15 protein-coding genes are annotated in these 15,916 nt (G+C 65.1%); 7 read left to right on the forward strand and 8 right to left on the reverse strand.

The features are described 5' to 3' along the window. Positions 1-15 precede the first annotated feature (15 nt). Positions 16-1,155, reverse strand: coding sequence for an acyl-CoA dehydrogenase family protein (locus tag GGD65_RS24890; protein ID WP_183236902.1), 1,140 nt, complete (start codon positions 1,153-1,155; stop codon positions 16-18). Positions 1,156-1,160: 5 nt separating this feature from the next. Further along, the gene (locus GGD65_RS24895) at positions 1,161-2,015 is read right to left on the reverse strand and encodes an enoyl-CoA hydratase (RefSeq protein WP_183236903.1); all 855 of its coding nucleotides are present in this window, start codon (positions 2,013-2,015) and stop codon (positions 1,161-1,163) included. Between the two features lie 268 nt (positions 2,016-2,283). On the opposite strand from GGD65_RS24895, the gene GGD65_RS24900 reads away from it, so the two are divergent. The 6 genes from GGD65_RS24900 (at position 2,284) to GGD65_RS24925 (ending at position 7,641) form a co-directional block, all read left to right on the forward strand. Next, complete coding sequence (locus GGD65_RS24900; RefSeq protein WP_018317247.1) at positions 2,284-2,892, forward strand: LemA family protein; 609 nt, start codon at positions 2,284-2,286, stop codon at positions 2,890-2,892. A gap of 198 nt (positions 2,893-3,090) precedes the next feature. After that, positions 3,091-3,987, forward strand: coding sequence for a YgcG family protein (locus GGD65_RS24905; RefSeq protein ID WP_183230390.1), 897 nt, complete (start codon positions 3,091-3,093; stop codon positions 3,985-3,987). Between the two features lie 5 nt (positions 3,988-3,992). Next, entirely contained in the window at positions 3,993-4,490 is a 498-nt protein-coding gene (locus GGD65_RS24910) for a TPM domain-containing protein (protein WP_183230389.1), read from the forward strand. Between the two features lie 367 nt (positions 4,491-4,857). Further along, positions 4,858-5,847 carry a hypothetical protein gene (locus tag GGD65_RS24915; RefSeq protein WP_183236940.1) on the forward strand — a complete coding sequence of 330 codons (990 nt, stop codon included), beginning with the start codon at positions 4,858-4,860 and terminating at the stop codon, positions 5,845-5,847. 92 nt (positions 5,848-5,939) lie between these two features. Beyond that, a complete protein-coding gene (locus GGD65_RS24920) occupies positions 5,940-7,451 on the forward strand; it encodes a hypothetical protein (protein ID WP_183236904.1) in 1,512 nt (503 codons plus the stop codon). A 25-nt stretch (positions 7,452-7,476) separates the two neighbouring features. Next, on the forward strand, positions 7,477-7,641 hold the full coding sequence (locus tag GGD65_RS24925; protein ID WP_018317242.1) for a hypothetical protein: 165 nt from the start codon (positions 7,477-7,479) through the stop codon (positions 7,639-7,641). A gap of 49 nt (positions 7,642-7,690) precedes the next feature. Here GGD65_RS24925 and GGD65_RS24930 read toward each other — a convergent pair whose 3' ends face one another. From GGD65_RS24930 to putA, 3 genes are all read right to left on the reverse strand, one after another. Beyond that, positions 7,691-8,338: a glutathione S-transferase family protein gene (locus tag GGD65_RS24930; RefSeq protein WP_183236905.1), complete on the reverse strand. Its 648-nt coding sequence runs from the start codon at positions 8,336-8,338 to the stop codon at positions 7,691-7,693. Between the two features lie 78 nt (positions 8,339-8,416). After that, a complete protein-coding gene (locus GGD65_RS24935) occupies positions 8,417-9,622 on the reverse strand; it encodes a CaiB/BaiF CoA-transferase family protein (protein ID WP_183236906.1) in 1,206 nt (401 codons plus the stop codon). Positions 9,623-9,950: 328 nt separating this feature from the next. Next, positions 9,951-12,950, reverse strand: coding sequence for a bifunctional proline dehydrogenase/L-glutamate gamma-semialdehyde dehydrogenase PutA (putA, locus tag GGD65_RS24940; protein ID WP_183236907.1), 3,000 nt, complete (start codon positions 12,948-12,950; stop codon positions 9,951-9,953). A 113-nt stretch (positions 12,951-13,063) separates the two neighbouring features. Between putA and GGD65_RS24945 the strand changes: the two genes are divergently transcribed. Next, a complete protein-coding gene (locus GGD65_RS24945; RefSeq protein WP_018317238.1) occupies positions 13,064-13,525 on the forward strand; it encodes an Lrp/AsnC ligand binding domain-containing protein in 462 nt (153 codons plus the stop codon). Positions 13,526-13,694: 169 nt separating this feature from the next. On the opposite strand, the gene GGD65_RS24950 is transcribed toward GGD65_RS24945, so the two are convergent. The 3 genes from GGD65_RS24950 to GGD65_RS24960 form a co-directional block, all read right to left on the reverse strand. Beyond that, a complete protein-coding gene (locus GGD65_RS24950; RefSeq protein WP_008134691.1) occupies positions 13,695-13,895 on the reverse strand; it encodes a cold-shock protein in 201 nt (66 codons plus the stop codon). A 285-nt stretch (positions 13,896-14,180) separates the two neighbouring features. After that, positions 14,181-14,489, reverse strand: a complete 309-nt coding sequence (locus tag GGD65_RS24955; RefSeq protein WP_183236908.1) for a cytochrome c — start codon at positions 14,487-14,489, stop codon at positions 14,181-14,183. Between the two features lie 12 nt (positions 14,490-14,501). Then, positions 14,502-15,701 (reverse strand): molybdopterin-dependent oxidoreductase, encoded by a 1,200-nt coding sequence (locus GGD65_RS24960; RefSeq protein ID WP_183236909.1) that lies wholly within the window; start codon positions 15,699-15,701, stop codon positions 14,502-14,504. Positions 15,702-15,916 lie beyond the last annotated feature (215 nt).

A 15,916-nucleotide genomic window follows, 5' to 3' on the forward strand; every position in this document is an offset into this window, starting at 1 on the left:
GAGGCTCTCCCGGTATCAAGCCTTGCGGCCAAGTTCGGCGTGACGGGCATAGTGGTGCGCGCTGCCGCCGAACAGCGTGTCGAAGGCGACGAGGCGCTTGAAATAGGCGCCGACCTCGAGCTCCTCGGTGACGCCCATGCCGCCGTGGAGCTGGATCGACTGCTCGCCGACGAAGCGCGCACATTTGCCGATCTTGGCTTTGGCGCCGGACGCGGCCCGTGCCCGCTCGACTGGCGCGGCATCTGCCTTGAGCGCAGCGCGCAGTGCCATCGAGCGCGCCTCGTCGACCTGCATCGCCATGTCGGCGAGGCGATGGCGGATCACCTGGTTGGCCGACAGCGGCCGTCCGAACTGCTTTCGGATCTTGGTGTATTCGAGCGTGGTGTCCAGCAGCGTCTGCATGATGCCGACGGCTTCTGCGCCGAGCGCGGCCATGGCGCGATCGACCGCCCATTCGATCGCCGGCAGTGCGTCGCTGCCGTCGCCGAGCAGGGCGTCCTCGGGCAGATGCACGTCGCATAGCTCGAGGTTGCAGGCGCGCCCGCCGCCGAGGCGCGGAAAGTCGCTGACGACGAGGCCAGGCGTCGTCGCGGGGACGAGGAACAGGCCGGTCCGTCCCGAAGGCCTCTGATGATCATGAATGTGCGCGGAGACGATGATCTCATCGGCTGCATGGCCGTCGAGCACGGCGAGCTTGCTGCCGGCAAGGCGCCAGCCCTGTGCGGTCCGGTCGGCGGCGGTTGCGACCTTGGCGAGATCGAACCTCGCCGTGCGCTCGGAATGCGCAAACGCAAGCTTCAAGGATCCATCCGCGATCTTCGGCAGGCTCTCCTGCTTCTGCTCATTGGTGCCGCATCTGGCGATCAGTGCGGCTCCCAGCACCACGGTCGCGACATAGGGCTCCGATACCAGCCCACGGCCGAACGCCTCCATCAGGATGCCGATCTCGACCGCGCCGCCGCCAAGGCCGCCGAACTCTTCCGCAATCGGCAGCGCCAGCCAGCCGAGCTCGGCGAACTGCTTCCACACCTCCGGGCTAAAGCCGAGCGGATCGTTCGCCATCTTGCGACGGTGATCGGCATCGTAGCTTCCGGACACGAAGCGCTCCGCGCTCTCGCGCAGCAGCCTTTGCTCGTCACTGAGATTGAGGTCCATCGCAATTACTCCGCGGCCGCCGGCGGCTTGCGCACGGAGGGATGCAAGCCGGAGGGATCGACGATCATGCCGAACTCCTGAAGATTGTGCGCGTGGCAGAGCTGATGCAGCGCAAAGGCCTGGTCGATTGCGGCGGGCTGGCCCATCACGTCGACCGAGCGGTTCACCGCTTCCTTGGTCATCTTCAGCGCGAAGGCCGGCTTTGCCGCAATCCTGCGCGCCAGCTCCAGCGTGCGCGCAGAAAGCTCCGCGCGCGGCACCACTTGGTTGACCATGCCAAGCTGCTGCGCCACCTCGGCGCTCCAGTTGTCGGCGGTGAACAGGAATTCCTTGGCCTTGCGCGCGCCGAGCTCCCAGGGATGCACGAACCATTCGACGCCGCAGACGCCCATGGTCACCACGGGATCGCAGAACTGCGCATCGTCGCTGGCCATGATGAGGTCGCAGGCCCAGGCCAGCATCAGCCCGCCGGCGATACACTTGCCGTGCACCTCGGCAATGGTCGGTTTTGCGAGATTGCGCCAGCGCCGGGTGATCTGGAGATAGATTTCCTGCTCGCGCGCGAAGCGGCCATGGGCATTCGGCTCGGCAAAGCCGCCCCAATTTCCGATCGGTGGAAAATCGACGCCGGCGGCATTCTTGCCGCCGGGACGCAGATCATGGCCGGAGGAGAAGTGCGGACCGTTGCCGGCGAGGATGATCACCTTGACCGAATCGTCCTGCACCGCCGCGTCGAAGGCGGCATTGAGGTCGTAGGTCATTTGCAGGTTCTGCGCGTTACGCGCTTCTGGCCGGTTCATCACGATCCGGGTGATCGCCGGATCCGGCCTCTCCACGAGGATGGTCTCGAACGAGGTCATCGCGTCCCCCGGTGTTCTGTCTTATTGTTTCGTCGAGTTGACTATGTCGGTCAGGGATAGGCAAGAGGCTTGCGTCAGTCGGCTGAGGTGCGCTCATCCGGCGCAGTCATTCCGGGATGGTCCGAAGGACCAGACCTGGAATCTCGAGATTTTTAGGTGCGCAAGGGCGCACCATAGCTCGCTTCGCGCCCCGGAATGAACCCGAAAAGCTGGTACCGCGTTATCGCTATCTGATATTGAGTTACAGGATTCCACCGGGAGAAATTTAATGCGCAAGATCCTGACCGTGCTGGCGGCGCTGGCCTCGCTGAGTCTCACCAATTGCGGCTACAACGCGATCCAGAGCGAGGACGAGCAGATCAAGTCCAACTGGTCCGAGGTCGTGAACCAGTATCAGCGCCGCGCCGATCTCGTGCCCAATCTCGTCAACTCGGTGAAGGGCTTCGCCCAGCAGGAGAAGGATGTGCTGCTGGGCGTCACCAATGCGCGCGCCAAGGTCGGCAGCATCCAGGCGACGCCCGAGGTGCTGAACGATCCAGCCGCCTTCCAGAAGTTCCAGGCCGCGCAGGGCGAGCTCTCCAGCGCGCTGTCGCGGCTGCTGGTCGTCACCGAGAACTACCCGCAGCTCAAGTCGGACGCGCTATTCAAGGATTTGATGTCGCAGCTCGAGGGCACCGAGAACCGCATCACGGTGGCGCGCAACCGTTACATCAAGGCGGTGCAGGATTATAACGTTACCATCCGCTCGTTCCCGAGCAACCTCACCGCGATGATGTTCGGCTACAAGGAGAAGCCGAACTTCTCGGTCGCAAACGAGAAGGAGATCTCGACCGCGCCGAAGGTCGATTTCAACCCGGCGCCGGCACCGTCGAAGTAAGCGCCCCAGATCCCGATGCGCGCCACGCCCTCTGCCGTCATTCCCCGCGAAGGCGGGGAATCCAGTACGCCGCGGCCTCTCCGTAGGCCTCTGGCGTCTCTGGAATACTGGATCGCCCGGTCCCGGCTACGCCAAGGGCTTCGCCGGGCACAGCGGTATTGGGCCGGCGAAGCGTCAGCGAAGACGGCAAGCCGGGCGATGACACTGAGTGTGCGGCGCGCGGTTTTCGTTGCGACGCTCGTCCTCGCCTTCGCGCTCCCCGCCTCAGCCGACGTCGCCATCCCCGAGCTCACCGGCCGCGTGGTCGACCAGACCGGGACGCTGTCCAGCAGCAACGTCGCCGCGTTGTCGCAAAGGTTGCGCGACTTCGAGACGCGCAAGGGCAGCCAGATCGCCGTCCTGATCGTGCCGACCACGCAGCCGGAGACGATCGAGCAATTCTCGATCCGCGTTGCGGAGGCCTGGAAGATCGGTCGCAAGAAGGTCGACGACGGCGCGATCCTCGTCGTCGCCAAGAATGACCGGCATTTGCGCATCGAGGTCGGCTATGGCCTCGAAGGCGCGCTCACCGACGTCACCTCGCGGCGGATCATCGATGAGATCATTACACCGAAATTCCGGGCAGGCGATTTCGGCGGCGGCATCTCGGATGGCGTCGATCGCATGATCCGGGTCATCGACGGCGAGCCGCTGCCGGTTCCGTCACCCACGGTGAGCTTCGGTCATCTGGACGACCTCGCGCCGGTATTCATCGTGACGCTGTTCGCCTCGATCGGGGTCGGCGGGTTCTTCCGGGCCATGCTGGGGCGGCTGCTCGGATCCCTGGTGACCGGCGGCATCATCGCAGGGCTGACCTGGCTCATTCTCGGCTCCTTCGCGCTCGCCATCGCTGTCGGAGTCCTCGGCTTCATCATCGGGTTCGTGGCCGATCTGTTTTCGGCGATCATGCCGGCCACTGGCCGTTCGCGCGGCGGCTCGTGGTCGAGCGGCTCTTCGTCGGGTGGCTGGAGCAGCGGGTCGTCTTCCAGTGACAGCGGCAGCTTCAGCGGCGGTGGCGGCAGTTTCGGCGGCGGCGGCGCCTCGGGGAGCTGGTAGCGGTCATGAGCATCAAGCGCATTGCCAGACATCTCGTGCAGCATCATTGGCGCGCAAAGCAGATCTTTCCGCCGGCCGTGCTCGCCCGCATCGAGCAGGCGATCAAGCAGGGCGAGACCACCCATTCCGGTCAGGTCCGCTTCGTGGTCGAAGGCGCACTCGACGGCGCGCCGCTGTTCCGCAACCAGCCGGCCCGCGAGCGCGCGCTCGACGTGTTCGCGCATCAGCGCATCTGGGACACCGCGCATAACAACGGTGTCCTGATCTATCTCCTGCTCGCCGACCGTGACGTCGAGATCGTGGCCGACCGCGGCATCCACGCCAAGGTTGGTGCCGAAGGATGGGAAAGCATCTGCCGCGCGATGGAGGCCGAGTTCGGCTCCGGCCAGTTCGAGCGCGGCGTCATCGCCGGCATCACGGCGGTGTCGCGCGAACTGGCGCGGCATTTTCCGCCCGGCGCATCGCATGCGAACGAGCTGCCGGATGCGCCGGTCGTGATGTGACGAGGAGCTAGGCCAACTCTCGCACCGTCACCCTGAGGTGCTCGCCTCTTCGGCGAGCCTCGAAGGGCGACGGCCCGGCTGCTGCAGCTCGGCCGTTCATCCTTCGAGGCTCCACTTGCGATGCATCGCATCGCAAGCCTCGCACCTCAGACGGTAGCGACTAAGGCGCTCATTCCGCGGCCGTTCATCTTCACCCGATTACGAATTGTTTGACGCCCGCCACACCTGTTCCACTTTCCCGGCCAAATTCGGCCCCGGATAACTTCCTAAAATTTCGGTAAGCGGGTCCGCAGGTAAGGATTTCGCAAGCAATGAAAGTTACCAAAAGGTCAACCCAGACTGGAGTATTTGAGCCGTGAGCGAACCAATGCCCGAGCAGGCTGCCCAGGACACCGGCGTCGTCGAGGCTGCTGCGACCGCGCCGCAGGCCGTCGAGGCCGCTGGGATCGAGGCTCCCTCGATTGCCCCGGACCATGAGGCGCCGCCCAAACCTGATCCGGTCAAGCCCGATCCGATCAAGGTCGAGCCGCCAAAGATCGAGGCATCCCGGATCGAGGTGCCGAAGCTCGAAGCCAAAGCCGAAGCCAAGCCTGAGCCGAAGCCCGGCAAGCTCATCGTCATGGCGCCGTCGGAACGCTCCTGGGACCGTGAGGATTTTGCCCCGCATGTGAAGGCGGAAGAGCCGCGTGAGACCGGCAGCAAGCGCCGCCTGTCGGCGATGGCCGCGGTGGTGGCGATCGCGGCGAGCGTCGGCGCCATCAGCGGCGCGCTCGCGACCGCGGGCATGATGCATTTCGCCGCCCCGGCTCAGGCGCCGGTGCAGGTCGCCGACACCAGCGCGCTCGATGCGTCGGTCGCCCGGATCGATGCCGACCTCGTCGCGCTCAAGGCCAATGTCGAGCACAGCTCGAAAACCGGCGTCACCCAGTTCAACCGCGCCAATGACCGCCTCGACAAGCTCGAGAAGGCGCAGGCCGAGCCGATGGCCAAAATCGCAAAGCTGTCCGAGACCGTCGACAAGCTCCGCGCCACGCCGCCCGCCGCCCCCGCGCAGGCCGCAGCAGCGGTGCCCAAGGAGACCACCGGCTCGATCGCGCCGACCCAGGTTGCGACCGCCGCGGCCGCACCGGCCCCAGTGGCTGCCGCGCCCAAGACCGAGGTCGGCCGCCTGCCGACGGTCGAAGGCTGGCGGCTGCGCAACGCCGCCAATGGCGGTGCGCTGATCGAGGGCCGCGACGGGCTTTACGAGGTCTATCCCGGCGATCCCATTCCCGGCCTCGGCCGCGTCGATGCGATCCGTCGCCAGGACGGCCGCTGGGTGGTCGTCACCAGCAAGGGCCTGATCGTCGCGCGCTGAGCGGCCCAGATACGACTTTCGAAAGGCGCTTCACCACCATGTGAAGCGCCTTTTTGCTTGAATAGGCGGACCGCCGCGGTGTTACCTCAGGCATGAGCCGCGCGTTGCGAATTCTCCTTGCTGCCGCCGTCTTGTTTGGCGGTACCGCCGCGCTATCGGCCGCGGAGACCGCGCCGCTGACGCGCGGCACCGCCATCACCGATCCCGATCTCCTGCGCAGGCTCGATGAGGGTGACGCTCTCACGCTCCAGCGCCTGTTGGCGCCGGAGCGCAAGGCGGATGCTTCGCTGACGACCGACCGGCTGTTTTCAGAGCTGCCGCAGCTCAAGGACATTCCGCCGGCGATCGATGCGGAGGTCGACCGCTACGTCAAAGGGCAAAAGGCGGCCTATCCGAGCGAGACCATCGGCGTCGGCGAGGGCTTTGACGTGCAGCTGTTCGATCGGGCCGTGCTGAATTCTCGCGACACGCGCTTCGTGCTGGCCGGCATCGTCAACCGCATGGACCGCGCCTACGCCTCGGAGGAGTCCTGCGGCGAGATCCGGCTGATCTATCGGCTGGCGCGCTTCGACGGCACAACCGCGACGCGGCTGCCGATGACGCTCAATCTGGTGATGAAGGCACGGGATGCGCGCCAGACGGACGCGAACGGCAAGCCGATCAGCTGCGCTGAACTCGCGCGGCGCTGGCTCGACAACGGCAATTGGCAGGAGCTGATCGGCAGCCGGGACGACGCCATGCTCGATCGCATCGAGACCAATATCCAGCTCTCGGTCGCGGCGAAGTCGGCGCTGCATGATTTCCGCTCCGACTATCTGCTCAAGGTGTTCAAGTACAATTCCGCCACGAAGGCCTTCGAGGAATCGACGCTGGAGAACCAGATCGACCGCGACCGGATCATGGCGGACGACGCGCTTCGGCGCGACTTCAAGGATTGGCTGCTCGCACCCGAGCATCTTCGCGAGTTCGATCGCGGCACCGTGCTGATCCCCGAGAAATTCCTGGCCAGGAGTGCGGTGGTGCCGACGCCGGCCGGCCTCGATGCATCAGTGCTGCAGCCGGAGTTCGGCATGATGCAGGCTGAAGGGGAGGGCAAAGCGGTCTTCACCGACAACGACGTGGTCGGTGCGCTGAAGCAGGCGGCAACGCGCGGCGACATGCAGAACATCCGCTCGGTCGCGGGCTTCCAGCGCCGTCTCAACGACGTCACCTGCTCGGGCTGCCACCAGACCCGCGGCATCGGCGGCTTTCACTTTCCGGGCGTCGATTGGCTGGCGGACAGGCCGTCGAATTCCGCCATCGTGCCGGCCTCGCCGCACTTTCTCGGCGACCAGCCCCGCCGCCGCGACATCCTGACTGCGTTCGCCGCAGGCAAACGCCCTGATTTCTCCCGCGGAATTGCCGGCCGGCCGCAGACCCGCGGCAGCCGGGAGCTCGCCGGGAGCGAGTATCAGGACGGCTGGGGCGCGCATTGTTCCCTGCAGGAGGCGGGATCGGGAACGCGGGATGAGAGTTTTACGTCATGGAGCTGTGCTAACGGTCTCACCTGTCAGGCTGCCGCGGCCTCGCGCCGCATCGGCATGTGCTTCATCAAGACGCGTTGAGCCCGCAAAGCGATTTGGATGATTCATGACGAATACTGGCGACGCCAACAAGGAGCGCAATCGCGAGATTGCGCGCAATGAGGAAGTCAAGCAGGTCACCGGCAGCGCCCGCGTCAGCATCTGGGCGATCGCGATGGCCGTGATCGTCGGCGGCATCCTGTTCACGCTCGGCTGGCTGTCGTTGAGGTAGTTTCCCTTCGCCTCTCCCCGCAAGCGGGGAGAGGGGAAAGAAGGAGTCTTCACTTCGCGTAGTTCGTCATCCGCTTGCCCGGCAGCAGCTCATACGCCGGCTTCCAGCCAGGTAGCGCGGCCATGCGGCCGAGCCAGGCGTGGATGGATGGATGGCTCGCCGCGAAATCGAAGCCGTGCTCGTCGCTCGGATAATGCAGATAGGCCATCATCGAGATATCAGCGACCGTCGGCTTTGCGCCGATCGCGAATTCGTTGTGCTGGAGATGTCCGTCGAGGATGCCAAGGAAGTCCTCGAGCCGGCGGCGAAAGTGCTTCAGCACCTGCGGATCGTTCTTCTCGGTGAAGGCGCGCATGAAGCGATAGGTCGCCATGTAGCCGGTGAGCTTGTGGTTGTCCCAGAACAGCCAGCGCAGCAGCTCGAACTTCTCGTCCTCCGTGTCGGCACCGAAACGCCCATATTGCTCGCCGAGCTTCAAGAGCAGCGGCGCGGTCTGCGTCATCTTCACGCCGTCGACTTCGAGCACCGGAATCTCGCCCATCTCGTTGACGGCCTTGCGCCATTCCGCCGTGCGCGTGACGCCGCCGCCGAAATCGGTCCAGACCGGCTCGAACCTCTCGCCGCAAAGCGTCAGCATCAGCGCAAGCTTGTAGCTGTTGCCGGATTCGGGGAAGTAGTGCAGGCGGTAGCTGGGCATGGGACCTCGCGGCGTTGTTTTGCCGGTAGCTTATAGCGAGATCGCCCGGCATCGTCATTGCGAGTATCTAGCGCGCTCCTATCCCACAGCCCCCGACGACCGCAGTTGCTTGATCGCGGTCTCGTCGTATCCCGCCTCGCGCAAAATCTCGTCACTGTGCTCGCCTACAGCGGGCGGCTTGCGCGGCTGGACCTTCTTGGTGCCGTCGATCCAGATCGGGCTGGAGATGGTCAGCATGGTGTCGTTCTCGAACGGCACCAGCACCTCGTTGTCGAGCATCTGCTTGTCGTTGGGGATGTCGTCGAGAATGGCGACGACGCCGAACACGAGGCCGTTGCCGTCGAGAATCTTGCGCCATTCGGCAAGATCCCTGGTCGCGAAGGTCTCGTCGAGGATCTTGATCAGCTCCACCGAGCGGGCGTGACGGTCGGGTTTGGTGGCGAAGCGCGGATCGGTGATGAGGTCTTCGCGCCCCAGGCACTTCGCCAGTGTCGGAAACTGCTTCTCTTCGCTCAGCAGCGACAGGATCAGCCAGCGGCCGTCCCTGCATTGATAGTGGTTGGCGACAGCGTTCAGCGCGCGCTCGCGCGGACGCCGCTCGCCGAACTTGGCGCCGCAGAGCTTTGCCTGCGCCAGCACGCTCGCGGCCCACACCCCGTTCGCCATCAGATTGGAGGCGACGTGCGAGCCCTTGCCGGTCTTCTCGCGCTGATAGAGCGCGGTGACGATGGCGCCGTAGAACGCCATCGCGCAGGGATGGTCGCCCATGCCGGCGACCGAGCGGGCCGGCGTGGTGTCGGTGTCGGCGCGGACCAGGTCCATCAGGCCGGAGCGCGCCCAATAGGCATTGCTGTCGAAGCCGGGCTTGTTGGCCTCCTCGCCCTTCTCGCCATAGCCGGTGAAGGAGGCGTAGATCAGCCGGTCGTTGAGATGGGCGAGGTGATCGTGGGTGATGGCGAGCTTGGCGCGCACCGGCGGCGGCATGTTGGTGATGAAGACGTCGGCCTCTGCGACCAGCTTGTAGAGCACGGCCTGCGCTTCCGGCTTGGCGAGGTCGAGTGCGATGCTCTTCTTGTTGCGGGCCTCCAGCAGCCAGGCGAAATTGTGCTCGCCGGTGGGATAGCCAGGCAGGTTCGGCAGATTGCGGTAGGGATCGCCGGCGCCGGGCGGCTCGATCTTGATGACATCGGCGCCGAAATCCGACAGCACGGTCGCGGCCGCGGGCGCTGCGATAAAGCTTGCGCAGTCCAAAACCTTCAGGCCCGCAAAAATGCCTTTTTCCATCGCGGCGTTGCTCCCTCGCTCTTGTCGTTTCCCGCGCGCTGGAATTGGCGCGGGCAGGTGATGGAGCAATTAGACTGATGTTTTGCCGGGATGCAACGGCGCCCGGCGCAGGGCCCATTGCGGCGGTCGGCGTGCGTCCGGTGGGCGCTAATTCCATCCCCGTCACCCTGAGGTGGCCGCTTCTTCAGCGGCCCTCGAACGGCCCGGCTGTATCGGGGCCGTTCATCCTTCGAGGCTCCCGGCGCGATGCCTGGCATCGCGCTACTCGCGCCTCAGGATGACGGAACTGCTATTGCGATACTGTGAGATCCGAATCCGGACTTGCCGCTCACTCCTCCCCCGCAAGCAACGCCGCGTTGCCGCCCGCCGCGGCCGTGTTGATCGTCACGGTCTGCTCGGTCGCGAAGCGGGCGAGGTAGTGCGGGCCGCCGGCCTTGGCGCCGGTTCCGGACAGGCCGCTGCCGCCGAACGGCTGCACGCCGACGACGGCGCCGATCATGTTGCGGTTGACGTAGATGTTGCCGACCTGCACGCGGTCGATGATGGCTTCGATGGTGTCGTCGATGCGGGAATGGACGCCGAGGGTGAGCCCGTAACCGGAGCGCTCGATCGCCTGCAGCACGCGTTCGAGGTTTTCGGCGCGGTAGCGCACGACGTGGAGGATCGGGCCGAACACCTCCTCGGTGAGCTGGCCGGCGTCCCTGAGCTCGAAGATGTGCGGTGCCACGAAGCAGCCTCGCGGCGCATGGCCGGCAAAGTGCAGCCGCGCCTCACTCTTCATCCGCGCAATATGGGCAACGAGGCGCTGCTTGGCCTCCGCGTCGATCACAGGGCCGACATGGGTCGCGGCGTCACAGGGATCGCCGATTTTCAACTCGCGCGCGGCGCCCGCGATCATCTCGATCATGCGGTCGGCGACGTCCTCCTGCACGAACAAGAGTCGTAGCGCCGAGCAACGCTGGCCGGCGGAGCGGAACGCCGAGGTCACGACGTCGTCGGCGACCTGTTCGGGCAGCGCGGTCGCATCTGCGATCATGGCATTGATGCCGCCGGTCTCCGCGATCAGCGGCACGATCGGCCCATCCTTGGCGGCGAGCGTCCGGTTGATGCGGCGGGCGACCTCGGTCGAGCCGGTGAAGACGACGCCGGCGATATCGGCGTGCGCGGTCAGGGCGCCACCGATGCTGCCGTCGCCGACAACGAGATGCAGCGCATCTTTCGGGATGCCGGCTTCGTGCAGCAGGGCGACGGCTTCGCGTGCGATGCGCGGGGTCTGCTCGGCGGGCTTTGCCACCACGCTGTTGCCAGCCATCAGCGCCGCCGTGACCTGGCCGAGGAAGATCGCCAGCGGAAAATTCCACGGCGAGATCGCGACGAAGACGCCGCGGCCGCGCATCGCGAGCGCGTTGCTCTCACCGGTCGGGCCCGGCATCGCGGCATCACCGCCAAACAGCTTGCGGCCTTGCGCAGCATAATAGCGGCAGAAATCGGCCGCCTCGCGCAGCTCCGACAGCGAATCGTCGAGCGTCTTGCCGCCCTCGCTTTGCAGCAGCGCGATGAAACGGGCGCTGCGGCTCTCCAGGAGATGCGCGGCTTGCTCCAGCGCCGCCGCGCGCGTGGCCGCCGGCGTCCGGCTCCAGGCGGCGAAGCCAGCGCGTACCGCGGCCACCGCCGCATTGGCTTGATCCGGAGTGGCGTCCGCAATCGGCTGGAGATCGGTCGCCTCGGCTTTGACGTCAGCGAGCAAATGATCGAGCGCGACGCGCGCGCCGAATTCGACGCCGCGCGAATTGCGCCGCTCCGGCGCGAACAGATCGCCCGGTAATGGGATTTTCGGATGCGCTGCCGCTTGCGGTCGGACGATGGCATCGGCCGGACGCTGCAATAGCGCCGTAACAGGCACGCGATAATCCGCGGCCTGCGCCACGAACGACGAGTTGGCGCCGTTCTCCAGCAGGCGCCGCACCAGATAGGCGAGCAGGTCGCGATGGCTGCCGACCGGGGCATAGGTGCGGTAGGCGGTCTCGGGATGATCCTTGGCGAGTTGCTCGTACAGCGCTTCGCCCATGCCGTGCAGGCGCTGGAATTCGAACCCGCCGCTCTTCCCGGCAAGCTCCAGCACGGTCGCGACCGTCAGCGCATTGTGGGTGGCGAATTGCGGGAAGATGCGCGGCCGCAAGCTCAAAAGCTTTGTCGCGCAGGCGACGTAGTTCAGATCGGTCATCGCCTTGCGCGTGAACACGGGATAGCCGTCGAGCCCGCGCTCCTGCGCGCGCTTGATCTCGGTGTCCCAATAGGCGCCCTTGACGAGGCGGACCATCAGTCTGCGGTCATGCGCGCGGGCGAGCGCATCGACATAGTCGATCACCGCGCTGGCGCGCTTCTGATAGGCCTGGATCGCGAGGCCAAATCCGTCCCAGCCGGCCAGCGAGGGATCGGCGAGCGTTGCCGCGATCACGTCGAGCGACAGCTCCAGCCGGTCGGCCTCCTCGGCATCGACGGTGAAGTTGAGGTCATATGCCTTGGCGCGCTGCGCGAGATCGAGCAGCAGCGGCACCAGTTCGGCCATCACGCGCTCGTGGCTGATCGCCTCGAAGCGCGGATGCAGTGCCGAGAGCTTGACCGAGATGCCGGGCCGGTCGGGCAGGGGATGGGGACCCGCAGCCTTGCCGATCGTCTCGATCGCACTCGCATAGGCATCGAAGTAACGCTTGGCATCCGCCGCCGTGCGCGCGCCTTCGCCGAGCATGTCGAAGGAATAGCGCGGCTTCTGGCCGGAGCGCGGCTTGCCCCGCTCCAGCGCCTGCTCGATGGTCTCGCCCAGCACGAAATGATTGCCCATCAGCCGCATCGCCTGGCGCGTGGCGGTGCGCACCGCAGGCGCCCCCAGCCGCTTGACGAGGCGGCCGATGGTGCCGTCGGGCGTCTCGCCGGGCTGGATCACCCGCGCCGACAGGCCGAGCGCCCAGGCCGAGGCGTTGACCAGGAACGCGGTGGACTTGGTCTCGTGGTGGATGAAGTCGCCCTCGCCGAGCTTGTCCTCGATGAACTGGTCGGCAGTGCGCGCATCCGGCACGCGCAGCAGTGCCTCCGCCAGCACCATCAGTGCGAGCCCTTCCTTGGTCGAGAGCGCAAACTCCCGCAGCATGTCCTCGACCCCACCGAGCCGGTCGTCGCGCTTGCGGATCGCCTCGATCAGCCGCGTCGCAGTGCGGTCGATCCGGGCTTCCTGTGGCGGGGACAGATGCGACGCCGGCAACAGCCGCGCGGCGATCTCGGCATCATCGGGCGCGTAGGCGGCGGTGAAGGGCGGTGGGATGTTCGGCATGGCATGTCCTGTGGCTCAATCCAGGATAAGGCTCGCATGACCGTTGTTCGATAGACAATCTAGCCCATTTGCCTTAGAAAATGAAGATCGGAAGCGATCTGACCTGATAAACTATGGAACTCGATCGAATCGACCGGAAGATCCTCTCGATTTTGCAGGAGGATGGGCGCATCGCCAATGTCGAGCTTGCCGAGCGCATCGGGCTGTCGCCGACCTCGATCGGCGAGCGGCTGAAGCGCTTGCAGCGCGAGGGCTTTGTCGAAGGCTATGGCGCGCGGCTCAACCCGCATCGGCTCGGCCTCGGTTTGTTGGTGTTCGTCGAGGTGCTGCTCGACAAGACCACGCCGGACAATTTCGAACGTTTTGCGCGCGCGGTGAAACTCGCGCCCGAGGTGCTGGAGTGTCACATGGTTGCCGGGGGCTTCGACTATCTTGTGAAGGCGCGGCTAGCCGACATGGCGGCGTATCGACGCTTCCTCGGCGAGACCCTGCTGTCGATGCCGGGCGTGCGCGAGACGCGGACCTATGCGGTGATGGAGGAGATCAAGCGCGACGCACCGTTACCGGTGGGCTGATGAAGTGCCGTCGCGATTGTCATTGCTGAGGCGTTGAGCGAGCGGTCCTCGCGGGAAATAGCTCTCCGTGTGCAGTCGCAACGCCTGTCGTCGAATGCACTGGCCGTCTTCTAAAATTTTCTTGGCCCGGCTCCCGGAAGGGTCCGGGAGGCAGCAAAAGCTGGCGGGCTTATACTTTGAGGTTCTCTGCGGAGGTCTTGCCCCGGTTTGCGATCTCTTCGTATTCCACCGTCTGTCCTTCGTTCAGGGACGACAGACCGGCTTTCTGCACTGCCGAGATATGCACGAACACATCCTTGCCGCCCGACGCAGGCTGGATAAATCCATAACCCTTCGTCGGGTTGAACCACTTGACCGTACCTTTAGCCATCACGACTTCTCCGCGGGTCTTCCTCCGAGATCTCGAACCGCCAGTCCCCGCCAACCGGCCGGTTCGGTCCTAACAGGATACGCGGAATGTGGCCGGCTTGGTAGCTCAAACCACATCGGCCTTTTGCCGAATTCCGCTCAACTTCGCGGCGTTTTTGCCGGTTTTGCCCGTTTCGCGGTCAAATGGCCGGAGCGCGGCGGATGTACTGTAGACAGAAGGAGCGAGCAGCCACTCTTCCTTACCCTCCCCCTCCAGGGGAGGGTAAAGAGAAAGCGCTCCGGTCCTTCAATACGTCGCGGCCAGGTAATCGACGATCTTGCCGACATCGGCATCGTCGATCGGCGCGCCATAGACCTTGATCATCTTGGTCACCTCGGCCTGCCAGAAGCTTTTCTTGTCCTTCATCGGCGGCTGCGTCTTGATGTAGTCGGCCGAGTGGCAGGCGCTGCAATTGCCCTGGACCACTTCGAGATTGGGCCCGGGCTTGAATGCGGCGACCTCGTCCGGAAGCTGGTAGTTGACGGGGGCCGCGGTCACAGCGCCGAGACCGGTGGCGAGGGCGAGCGTGATAGCGAGGAGAACGGTACGCTGCATGGTCATTCTCCTTCAGGCCACGGTGACGCGGACGGTTTCGACGACGTTGCGTAGATAACCCGCCGGGTTCCAGCGCGGCGTATCCGGCTGCGTCTCGCCGCCATTGCCGGTGGCACGCACCTTGAGCTCAACGCTGCCTGCCGCGAGCTTCACCGGCAGCTTCCATTCGCGGAACGAATATTTGCCGAGATCCTTGCCGAGCTTGGCGCTCGTCCAGGTCTTGCCGCCGTCGATGGAGACCTGGACCTCCTTGATGCCCTTGCCGCCGTCGAAGGCGATGCCGCGTAGCGTCGTCGCGCCCGCCTTCAGCTTGGCGCCATCAGGCACGCTGGTGATGAAGGAGCGGATGGTGAAGCGGTTGATAGGGATCGTCGCCTTTGGCGTAGTGCCGGGCTCGATCGCGTTATCAGGCGTATCCGGAATGCGATAGGCCGACTTCATCCAGAAGCCTTCATAGACGTTGTCGATGACGGTGATCTCGTTGAGGTGCTTGACCCAGTAGGTGCCATAATAGCCCGGCACGATCAGGCGTAGCGGGAAGCCGTTGAGGAACGGCAAATCTTCGCCGTTCATGCCATAGGCCAGCATCACCTCGCCGTCTCTGGCGTGATCGATGTCGAGTGCCTTGACGAAGTCAGGTGTCTTGTCGCTGACCGGCCCGTCCATGCCGTTGAAGGTGACCTGCCTGGCGCCGCTCTGCACACCCGCCATCTCCAGCACCGCTTTCAGCGGCACGCCGCGCCAGCGCGCATTGCCCATCGCTCCGTTGGCGAGCTGGCCGCCGGCAACGCGCGGCTCGAAGAAGCCGCGGCTGTTGCCGGAGCACTGGTTGACGGCGACGATCTCGGTCGCCTTCATCTTCCTGATGTCTTTCAGCGAAAGTTTCTGCGGCTTGTCGACCTTGCCCTTGACCTCGAGCGTGAACTTGTCGGGGTCGAGATTGTAGGGCAGGTCCGAGAGGTGATAGCGCACGAAGAACGCATTGTTTGGCGTGATCGGACCGTCGTTGAAGATCGCGAACGGCGTCTCGAGCTGCGGCGGCCGGCTGGTTAGCCCAATCATCGCTCGCTTCTGCGGATATTTCACCAGCGGCCGTTCGCCATTGGCGAAGGGCAGGGTCACGGTATCGAGTGCCAGTGCCCTGGTGGAATTGAGTGTGGCCGCAAGTGTGGCAAGCCCCGCTCCTTTGAGCAGGTCGCGTCGATCGAACATCTGGTCCCCTCCCGGAGCTTTTCGTTGGCTCGCGGTCATCACCGCGAACCGCGTTCATCTGTCGCAACGATTTGAACGAAGTCAATTCGTGCTTTCGCAGCAGGCCCATGCCGCTGCGCTGCAGCAGGCCGGTGTTACGTGGGGACGAGGCTGGTCGTTTAACTCAGTGTCGCCGCGCGCTCGCTGCACCTCTCCCGCTTGCCGGAGAGGTCGCG

Origin of the sequence: Bradyrhizobium sp. CIR18 (genome assembly GCF_014198295.1) — a bacterium.
Lineage (GTDB): Bacteria > Pseudomonadota > Alphaproteobacteria > Rhizobiales > Xanthobacteraceae > Bradyrhizobium.

Coding starts and splice junctions, on each gene's coding strand:
- GGD65_RS24890 (WP_183236902.1), bottom strand. CDS start 1,155: ATGGACCTCAATCTCAGTGACGAGCAAAGGCTGCTGCGCGAGAGCGCG.
- GGD65_RS24895 (WP_183236903.1), bottom strand. CDS start 2,015: ATGACCTCGTTCGAGACCATCCTCGTGGAGAGGCCGGATCCGGCGATC.
- GGD65_RS24900 (WP_018317247.1), top strand. CDS start 2,284: ATGCGCAAGATCCTGACCGTGCTGGCGGCGCTGGCCTCGCTGAGTCTC.
- GGD65_RS24905 (WP_183230390.1), top strand. CDS start 3,091: ATGACACTGAGTGTGCGGCGCGCGGTTTTCGTTGCGACGCTCGTCCTC.
- GGD65_RS24910 (WP_183230389.1), top strand. CDS start 3,993: ATGAGCATCAAGCGCATTGCCAGACATCTCGTGCAGCATCATTGGCGC.
- GGD65_RS24915 (WP_183236940.1), top strand. CDS start 4,858: ATGCCCGAGCAGGCTGCCCAGGACACCGGCGTCGTCGAGGCTGCTGCG.
- GGD65_RS24920 (WP_183236904.1), top strand. CDS start 5,940: ATGAGCCGCGCGTTGCGAATTCTCCTTGCTGCCGCCGTCTTGTTTGGC.
- GGD65_RS24925 (WP_018317242.1), top strand. CDS start 7,477: ATGACGAATACTGGCGACGCCAACAAGGAGCGCAATCGCGAGATTGCG.
- GGD65_RS24930 (WP_183236905.1), bottom strand. CDS start 8,338: ATGCCCAGCTACCGCCTGCACTACTTCCCCGAATCCGGCAACAGCTAC.
- GGD65_RS24935 (WP_183236906.1), bottom strand. CDS start 9,622: ATGGAAAAAGGCATTTTTGCGGGCCTGAAGGTTTTGGACTGCGCAAGC.
- putA (WP_183236907.1), bottom strand. CDS start 12,950: ATGCCGAACATCCCACCGCCCTTCACCGCCGCCTACGCGCCCGATGAT.
- GGD65_RS24945 (WP_018317238.1), top strand. CDS start 13,064: ATGGAACTCGATCGAATCGACCGGAAGATCCTCTCGATTTTGCAGGAG.
- GGD65_RS24950 (WP_008134691.1), bottom strand. CDS start 13,895: ATGGCTAAAGGTACGGTCAAGTGGTTCAACCCGACGAAGGGTTATGGA.
- GGD65_RS24955 (WP_183236908.1), bottom strand. CDS start 14,489: ATGCAGCGTACCGTTCTCCTCGCTATCACGCTCGCCCTCGCCACCGGT.
- GGD65_RS24960 (WP_183236909.1), bottom strand. CDS start 15,701: ATGTTCGATCGACGCGACCTGCTCAAAGGAGCGGGGCTTGCCACACTT.